The 8,170-nt window shown below is 71.1% G+C and carries 8 protein-coding genes; 1 reads left to right on the top strand and 7 read right to left on the bottom strand.

Going from position 1 to position 8,170, the window contains the following annotated elements; all coding sequences use genetic code 11:
• The 4 genes from VKT83_11520 to glp form a co-directional block, all read right to left on the bottom strand.
• Positions 1 to 1,155: ABC-F family ATP-binding cassette domain-containing protein (locus VKT83_11520; GenBank protein ID HLY23083.1), on the bottom strand; the 1,155-nt coding region annotated here is incomplete at its 3' end.
• 4 nt (positions 1,156 to 1,159) lie between these two features.
• Positions 1,160 to 1,684, bottom strand: a complete 525-nt coding sequence (locus tag VKT83_11515) for a MogA/MoaB family molybdenum cofactor biosynthesis protein (GenBank protein ID HLY23082.1) — start codon at positions 1,682 to 1,684, stop codon at positions 1,160 to 1,162.
• The gene (gene moaC, locus VKT83_11510) at positions 1,681 to 2,121 is read right to left on the bottom strand and encodes a cyclic pyranopterin monophosphate synthase MoaC (protein HLY23081.1); all 441 of its coding nucleotides are present in this window, start codon (positions 2,119 to 2,121) and stop codon (positions 1,681 to 1,683) included. Before moaC ends, VKT83_11515 begins: the two co-directional genes overlap by 4 nt.
• Positions 2,122 to 2,168: 47 nt before the next feature.
• The gene (gene glp, locus VKT83_11505; GenBank protein ID HLY23080.1) at positions 2,169 to 3,395 is read right to left on the bottom strand and encodes a gephyrin-like molybdotransferase Glp; all 1,227 of its coding nucleotides are present in this window, start codon (positions 3,393 to 3,395) and stop codon (positions 2,169 to 2,171) included.
• A gap of 112 nt (positions 3,396 to 3,507) precedes the next feature.
• On the opposite strand from glp, the gene VKT83_11500 reads away from it, so the two are divergent.
• Positions 3,508 to 4,524 carry a HoxN/HupN/NixA family nickel/cobalt transporter gene (locus VKT83_11500; protein ID HLY23079.1) on the top strand — a complete coding sequence of 339 codons (1,017 nt, stop codon included), beginning with the start codon at positions 3,508 to 3,510 and terminating at the stop codon, positions 4,522 to 4,524.
• Between the two features lie 43 nt (positions 4,525 to 4,567).
• Here the strand turns inward: VKT83_11500 and VKT83_11495 are convergent, their stop codons facing one another.
• Genes VKT83_11495 through VKT83_11485 form a run of 3 tightly spaced genes read right to left on the bottom strand, consistent with a single transcriptional unit; the run spans position 4,568 to position 7,972 of the window.
• Entirely contained in the window at positions 4,568 to 4,984 is a 417-nt protein-coding gene (locus VKT83_11495) for a MaoC family dehydratase (protein ID HLY23078.1), read from the bottom strand.
• A gap of 41 nt (positions 4,985 to 5,025) precedes the next feature.
• A complete protein-coding gene (locus VKT83_11490) occupies positions 5,026 to 6,216 on the bottom strand; it encodes a glycine C-acetyltransferase (protein HLY23077.1) in 1,191 nt (396 codons plus the stop codon).
• A gap of 25 nt (positions 6,217 to 6,241) precedes the next feature.
• Positions 6,242 to 7,972, bottom strand: coding sequence for a hypothetical protein (locus VKT83_11485; GenBank protein ID HLY23076.1), 1,731 nt, complete (start codon positions 7,970 to 7,972; stop codon positions 6,242 to 6,244).
• Positions 7,973 to 8,170: the final 198 nt, after the last annotated feature.

Raw genomic sequence — 8,170 nt, 5'->3', positions numbered from 1 at the left:
CCCCGCGCTCGGCGGCTCGAGGCCGGCGACGATGCGGAGGAGCGTGGTCTTGCCGGCGCCGTTGGGGCCGATCACGCCGATCTTCTCGCCGCGCCGGACCTCCAGGGAGACGCCCGAGAGGACCACGGTCTCGCCGTAGCGCTTGCCGAGGTCGCGAAGCCGGACCACCACTTCGACGCCGCGGCGGGGCGCGTCCAGCCGGAACGCCGGCCCGCGGACGTTCCGCGGAGCCTCCACCCGAACAATTTTGTCGAGGCGCTTCTCCCGGGACTTGGCCTGCCGGCTTCTCTGCTTTCCCCCGGCGCGGTTGCGGCGAATGTACTCCTCGAGTGTGGCGATCTCTTCCCGCTGCCGCTCGAAGAGCTCTTGCTGCCGCGCGCGGCGAGCCTCCCGCTCCGCGACGTACGCGGTGTAGCCGCCGGGATAGTCCTCGATCCGGCCGGTATCGAGGTCGAGCGTGCGCGTCGTCACCGCGTTGAGCAGATACCGGTCGTGACTCACGACCAGCACGGCGCCGCGGAACCCCTGCAGAAACGCCTGCAGCCACTCGAGCGCGTCGAGATCCAAGTGGTTGGTCGGCTCATCGAGCAGCAAGAGATCCGGAGCGGTCAGCAGGAGACGCGCCAGCGCAGCCCGGGCGCGCTGGCCGCCGCTCATCGACGCGAGCGGGCGCTGCCACTGCTCCTCCTGAAAGCCCAGCCCGGCGAGCGTGCGGCGGATGTCGGCCTCGTACGTGAAGCCGCCGGCCCGCTCGAAGACATCGCGCAGCCGGCCGTAATCCTCGAGCGTGGCCGCGAGCACCGCTTCGTCGCCGTGCACCTCCGGCAGCGCCAGACGCGCTTCGGCCTCCCGCAGCCGGTGTTCGGCGCCGCGCGCGGCGTCGAACGCGGATGCCGCCTCTCCCCACAGCGTGCGGCTCTCCTCGACTGCGGGAATCTGCGGGAGATAGCCGACGGTGGTCCCGGGCCCGAGCGCGACCTGGCCGTCGTCCGGCGTGTCGAGTCCGGCGAGGAGGCGCAGCAGCGTCGTCTTGCCTGCGCCGTTGCGGCCGACGAGCCCGACCTTCTGGCCGGGTTCGAGGGCGCACGACGCCCCGGCGAGCACGGAGACGCCCGCGTACGACTTCGTCAGGTTGACGGCGCTGACCAGCGGCATACGCCTACGGCCGGTGTTCCCGGCCCCACTCCAATCGCTTCTCTTGTAAGAGCTCGACCGTGTGCCGCAGCACCGGCAGAATCACGTCCATCCATTCCCGCACGGCCTTGGGGCTGCCGGGCATGTTGACGATCAGGGTCCGGCCGCGGATTCCGGCGACCGCCCGCGACAGCATCGCGAGCGGCGTCCGCGCGGCCGTCGCGATCCGCGCCGCCTCCGGGATCCCCGGCATCTGGCGCTCCACGACCCGCAGCGTGGCCTCGGGCGTCACGTCACGCGGGGCGACGCCGCTCCCGCCCGTGGTCAGCACCAGGTCGACGTGCAACGAGTCCGCCATGTCGGCGAGCGACCGCGTGATCGTCTCCAGATCGTCCGGCACGACGAGGCGGACAAGGACTTCGGCCCCCTCGGCCTCGAGGGTCTCCGCGAGGTACCGGCCGCTGTCGTCCTTGCCGTGGCCTTTGCTGACCGAGTCGCTCGCGGTGAGGATGCCGCAGCGAACGCCCCGCAGACGCGGCTCCGCGCTCACCGGCCGTTCCACCGGTAGGTGCCCGACTTACCGCCGGACTTGCGCGTGAGGCGGATTCCCTCGATGCGGACGCCGCGTTCAACGGCCTTCACCATGTCGTACACGGTAAGGGCGGCCGTCGCGACGGCGACGAGGGCCTCCATCTCCGCCCCCGTGCGTCCGCGCGTCCGCACCCGCGCCTCGATCACCACCCGGCCGCGCGCCGCGTCGGGCTCGAGCGTCACCGCGACGCCCGTCAGCGGAATTGGATGGCACAGCGGAATCAGCTCCCACGTCCGCTTCGCCGACGCGATGCCGGCGATCTGCGCGACGGTCAGTACGTCGCCCTTGCGCGCGGCGCCCCGCGTGATCATCCGCAGGGTCGAGGCGCGCATGACGACCTCGCCGCGCGCCACCGCCTCGCGAACGGTCTCGGCCTTCGCGCCCACGTCGACCATCCGCGCGCCCCGCCGGCCGACGTGCGTCAGCGCGGCGCGCCGTCCCGTCACGGCTCGAAGAGCTCCACGTCCACGTCGGTCCCGGCGTCGAGCATGCGCTGCCCGATCGGCACTACCACGACGCCGTCGGCCCGCGTCATCGTGGTGATGATGCCGGACTTGCCGAGCACCGGCACCGCGTGGACTTCGCCGTTCCGCTGCTCGAGGTGCACCCGGATGTGATCTTCCCGCACGCCGGCCGACGGAATCGGCCGCGCGAGACGCGCCCGGACCACGCGGCCGAACGGCCGCACGTCGGTCCGGCCGGCGAGGCCGCGCAGCACGTCGCGCACGAAGACATCGAAGATGACCATCCCGCTCACCGGGTGTCCCGGCAGCCCGACGATCGGGGTGCCGTCGACGAGCGCGAGGATCGTGGGCTTGCCCGGCTTGATGCTCACGCCGTGCACGATCACGCCCGGCCGGCCGAGCTCGCCGATCGCGCGCGCGACCGCGTCCCGCTCACCGACGGAGCTGCCGCCGCTGACGAGCACCAGATCTGAGTCCGCCCGCGCGTCCCGCAGCGCCCGCAGCAGCACGTCGTACACGTCCTCGACGATGCCGGCGACGCGCGGCACGCCGCCCTCCTGCCGCACCAGCGCCGCGAGCGTGTAGGTGTTGACGTCCCGCACCTGCCCGCCCTCCGGGGTGCGGTCCGCGGGCACGACCTCGTCCCCGGTCGCGATGATCGCCACCCGCGGCCGGAGGAACACCGGCACCGCGGTGATGCCGACGGCGGCCAGCAGGCCGACGTCCTGCGGCCGGAGGCGCGTGCCGGGCCGCAGCGCCACGTCGCCGCGGCGCACGTCCTCGGCGCGGCGAATCACGTTATCCCCGGGCCGGGCAGAGCGCCGCACCGAGATCCGGCCGTCGCGTTCGTCCACGTCCTCGAGCATGACGACCGCGTCCGCGCCGGGCGGCAGCATGCCGCCGGTCGGAATACGCACCGTCTCGTCCGCCCCGACCGCAACCGGGGCCGTCTCGCCCATCTGCACCTCGCCTACAAGCCGCAGCGCCGCCGGGGCGTCCGGAGCCGCCTTCGACGCGTCCTCCGCCCGTATGGCGAACCCGTCCACGGTGGAACGGTCGAAGGCGGGAAGATCCTCCCCCGCGACCGCCTCCTGCGCCAGGACGCGGCCGTACGCCTCCGCGAGCGGGACGTGTTCCATCCCGCGGGGGCGCGGCGCGTACGCGCGCGCGAACCGCTCTTTGGCCTCCTGCGGGGTCAGTAGCATCGTAAACCCAGGCATCGCAACCTAGAGTATAACATCGGCCCCCCGCCTGCCAGGGATGGATCGGCACCTCGGACCCAGGTAACAGCCGGTTGATCGCCAAAGGAAAAGAACTGTGACGCCGGGACAGTGGCGCGGATGCGCCGGGTACGGGGGCGCTATCTTCGCGCTGCACATCGGCGGGGCCGCGGCGCTGGTCGCGGCGGCCCGCGCGCACCCGGCGCTGCTCGGGATGGGCTTCCTCGCCTACACCCTCGGGTTGCGCCATGCGTTTGACGCCGATCACATCGCGGCGATCGACAACGTCGTCCGCAAGCTCGTCCGGGACCGGCGCTCCCCGCTCGGCGTCGGTTTCTACTTCTCCATCGGGCATTCGAGCGTCGTGTTCCTGATGGCGGCGGCCACCGTGCTCGTGACGCACTGGACGCAGCGGTCGCTGCCGTACCTCCAGACGGTCGGCGGGCTCATCGGCATCACCGTCTCCGGCGGCTTCCTCCTGCTCATCGGCGTGCTCAACCTGTTCATCTGGCTCGATATCTATCTGATCTTCCAGCGGATGCGCCGCGGCCATCACGACGCGGAGGAACTGGAAGGCCTCCTGCTCTCCCGCGGGCTCGTCATGCGCGTGGCGAGCCCGCTCTTCCGCCTGATCACCCGCGACTGGCACGTCTACCCGCTCGGGATGGTCTTCGGCCTCGGGTTCGACACCGCGAGCGAGGTGGCGCTGCTCGCCCTCGCCGCCGGGGCCGCCGCGAGCGCGCTGCCCGTCTGGGGCGTGCTCGCCCTGCCGCTGCTGTTCGGCGCGGGGATGAGCTTGATGGACACGTCGGATGGCATCTTCATGACGACCGCATACCGATGGGCGTTCGCGACGCCGATCCGGAAAGTGTATTACAACCTCACGGTGACGGGGCTCTCCGTGGTCGCCGCGCTGCTCATCGGCGGCATCGAGCTCGCCCAGGCGATCGCCCGCGCCCTTGGCCTGACCGCCGGGGTCTGGGGCGGCCTCGCGGCCCTCGACCTCGGCCGGCTTGGCTACCTGCTCGTCGCGCTGTTCGTGCTCACCTGGTCGCTCTCATACGGCGCGTGGAAGGTCCTGCGCCTCGAAGAGCGGCAGAACCGCCCGGCCTGACCGGCGCGCGCGCGCGACCTCTGAGACGACGCGGGACGCGTACTCACGTTTGTTCGGCGTCGGGCCTCAGCGTGTAGGTCCACGCCTCCGCGTCTAAGACGGTCTCGCCGTTCTGGTTGGTGACGGCGAAGGCAAGGTGACAGACGGGTTTGTCCGCCTTGAGCGCGAGGATCTCCACCGTGGCGGTCAGCGTATCGCCGACATATGCCGGACGACGGTACGTGAGCGATTGGCTCATGAACACGGTACCCGGCCCGGGCAGTTCCATCGCAACCAAGGCGTTCAACAGGCCCGCCGCGATCCCGCCCTGCGCGACCCGCCGGCCGAACCGCGTCCGCGCGGCGAAATCGTCGGAAAAATGCAGGGGATTATAATCTCCTGTGATCTCGGCGTAGAGGCGCAGGTCGACGTCCGTAACGGTCTTCGTCAGCCGCGCCGTCTGGCCGACCCGCAGCTGCAACGGCCCAACGGGCTCGCTCGCGGTCGTGTGATCCTCCTCGGCTACGATCCCGTGACCCCCATCTCGCGCCCCACCCGCCCGCAGGCGTCGAGCGCCTCGGACAGCTGCTCCTTCGTGTGCCCGGCCGTCACGATCGTCCGCACGCGCGCCCTGCCCCGCGGCACCGTCGGAAAGGCGATGCCGAGGGCAAACACACCCTCCTCGAAGAGGCGGTCCGAGAAGCGCATCGCCTTCGCCTCATCCCCGATCATGATCGGCGTGATCGGCGTCTCGCTCGTTCCGGTGTCGAAGCCGCGCCGCGCCAGTCCCGCCTTGAGGAACCGGGTATTGTCCCAGAGCCGGTCGATCAACCCGGGGTCCGCCTCGATCCGGTCGAGGGCCGCGAGCGCCGTCGCGGCGACCGAGGGCGGGTGCGACGTGCTGAACAGCAGCGGCCGCGCGCGCTGCATCAGAAACTCGATCAGGGCGCGGCTCCCGGCGACGTAGCCGCCCAGGCACGCCCAGGCCTTGCTGAGCGTGCCCACCTGCACGTGCACGCGGCCGTGCAGCTCGAAGTGGTCCACGGTACCCCGGCCGCCCGAGCCCATCACGCCGCTTGCGTGGGCATCGTCCACCATCATGATCGCCCCAAATTCTTCCGCGGCCTCGACAAGGTCCGGCAGCGGCGCGACGTCGCCGTCCATGCTGAAGACCCCATCGGTGATGAGCAGCACATGCCGGGCCGCTCCGGCGCGCGCCTCGGCGAGGTGCCGCCGGGCCGAGCCGACGTCGCGGTGCGGGAAGATCTTCCGCTCCGCCCCGCTGAGCCGGCAGCCGTCGATGATGCTGGCATGGTTGAGCTCGTCGCTGACGACGACGTCGCCGCGGCCGAGGATCGCCGACACCGTCCCCGCGTTGGCGGTGAACCCCGACTGGTACAGCAGCGCCGCCTCGGTGTGCTTGAACGCCGCGAGCCGCGCCTCCACCTGCTCGTGGATCGCGAGGTTGCCGGCGATCGTGCGGACGGCGCCCGACCCCACCCCGTACTCGTCGATCGCCCGCCGGGCCGCCTCTTTGAGCCGCGGGTCGTTGGCCAGGCCGAGGTAGTTGTTGGAGCAGAGATTGATCACGCGCCGGCCGTCGTAGACGCAGACCGGCGCCTGCTCGCCGGTGAGGCGCCGCGGCCAGCGGTAGAGACCCTGGCTCCGCAGCGCCGCGAGTTCGTCGTCGAGGAACGCGAGTGGGTTTGTCATCGCGGCCGCCTCCGGCGGCGCCGGATCAGGTGGACGCGCGCGCGGCCGCGACCACGTCTCGGTAGCCGTCCAGCGTCAGATGAATCGCGCCGGTGCGCGCCTCGATCGCGTAGCCGATGAGCTCCATCGTGCGGGCGACCGCCTCCTTGAGCCCGGTCACCTTCGGATCACGCGCCAGGATCGTGTTGAGGTCGTAGCACCGCGCGGCCTCGTGCAGCACCCGGAACAGTTCGAACTCCTCCGCCAGCGTCTCCGGCACCCCGTGCTGACGCAGGAACGCCGCGTAGAGCGCCTCCGCGGTCCCCCCGTCGCGGGCGGCCTCCGCCTCGATGCGGGCGATCACAGCCTGCTCCGCCTCATCGTCGACGGCGCGGTAGGCGTTGTAGGCAATCTCGCGCTTTCGGTCGGGCGTCTCCCCGAGCAGCAGGCGGCCCATGAACGCGCCGAGCGACAGGGTCTCGAGCACGGTGCGGTCGCTCGGATTCCGCTTCAATAAGATGACGCTGGCCAGCGGCGTCGGCTCCATCGGGTTCGTGACGACGCGCGACGCCGGAAGGATGCGCGTGATGTCGAGCATCGCGCGGCCGTTGTCGAAGGCGATCATGCGGGCCAAGAGGCGCCGCAGGTCCTCGCGCGGCATCGCGCCCAGGTGCGCCGCGGCCTCCCGCGCGTACTGGTCGTCCCCTCCGGTAACGACGAGGATGTCGTCGACGAGCGCGTCCAGTTCCGCGGCGCGGCCGTCCAGGAAGGCCGCCGTCACCTCGGGGACGTTCTCGAGCGGCGACCGCAGCATCTCGTGCGCCGAGAGCGGGAAATTGGCGACGAGGTTCGTCCGCAGATAGAAGATCTTCTCGCTCGTGTACGCGTAGGCCTGAGGCGGCTGGCTGTGGTCGAGGTCGGTGAGCGACACCGTGCGCTCCGTGTTGCGCAGGTCGAGGCCGCGGACCTGCGCGGCCGCGTTCCGATGCTCCTCGATCCACCGGAAGACGCGGTAGCCCCGGATCGCCGCGCCTTGGGCCGGCACCACCTCGAGCGGCGCCAGGCGGTCCCCACCGCGCGTGGCGTACGCGTACCGGACGTAGACCCAGTCGTCCGAGTGAAACCGCGTGTCGGGGTACACGGCCTGCAGCCCATAGGACGACGTCGACTTCCCCGTCCCGGTCGGCGCGATGTACAGCACGCCGCGGCCGCCCTTCTCGACGCACGCGCCGTGGATGCTGTGGATGCCCCAGTCCTCCGCGAGCACGCGGCCGACGGCGCCGAGGACCCACGACTTCAACTGCCCGTAGTACGAGGTGTTGAAGAAGACAACCGTGTTGGTGCGGCGGCTGTAGTAGGCCGCTTCCTGCTGGTCGGCGACGCGGCCGAGCGCGTACACGGTCACCTGCGGCTTGACCGGCGGCTCCAGACCCGTCTGGGCCCGCCACTCGTCGGGAGTGTACCAGTTGGTCAGCCAGAAGTTCGCAAGGTGCTTCGAGTTGGTGACGGCGCGGACGCGGACGCCGTGGATGACCACATCCTGGAGGCTGAGCGGCTCTTTGCCCGCCGCTCGGACGATGTGCTCGACGGCGGAGGACACCAGCTCATCGCGGCGGCCCTCCGCGCGATCGATCGTCTTGTCGTGGACGGCCGTGCGGCCTTTCGTCTTCGTGGTGGTATTGCTGGCGCCGATCGGCGTCCCGGGCCATTCGGGGGCCTTCGGGTCCGGAGCGGGGGGAAAGGTAAAGGGATCCAGCGGCGGTCCTCCTCCAGCCACAACGTCGGAACGCGGGCGTCGCGGCCCGCGCAGGATCGGTGACTTCGGTCCGGTCCGGCATCGCCCCTCCTGCGCTTCCCGACCCGTGTTACGCATTTGTGACCGAATCGTGACGGTCGCCCTACCGGACCCGAGGACAATGCTGTCAACGGGAGCCCGGGTGAGCCCGTTGGAGGGAAGACCGGAGGCACGGAGAAG

The sequence above is a fragment of the bacterium genome (assembly GCA_035308905.1).
Taxonomy (GTDB): domain Bacteria; phylum Sysuimicrobiota; class Sysuimicrobiia; order Sysuimicrobiales; family Segetimicrobiaceae; genus DASSJF01.
The sequence above is the reverse complement of the archived record's forward strand: the minus strand, read 5'-3'. Positions and strand labels throughout refer to the sequence as shown.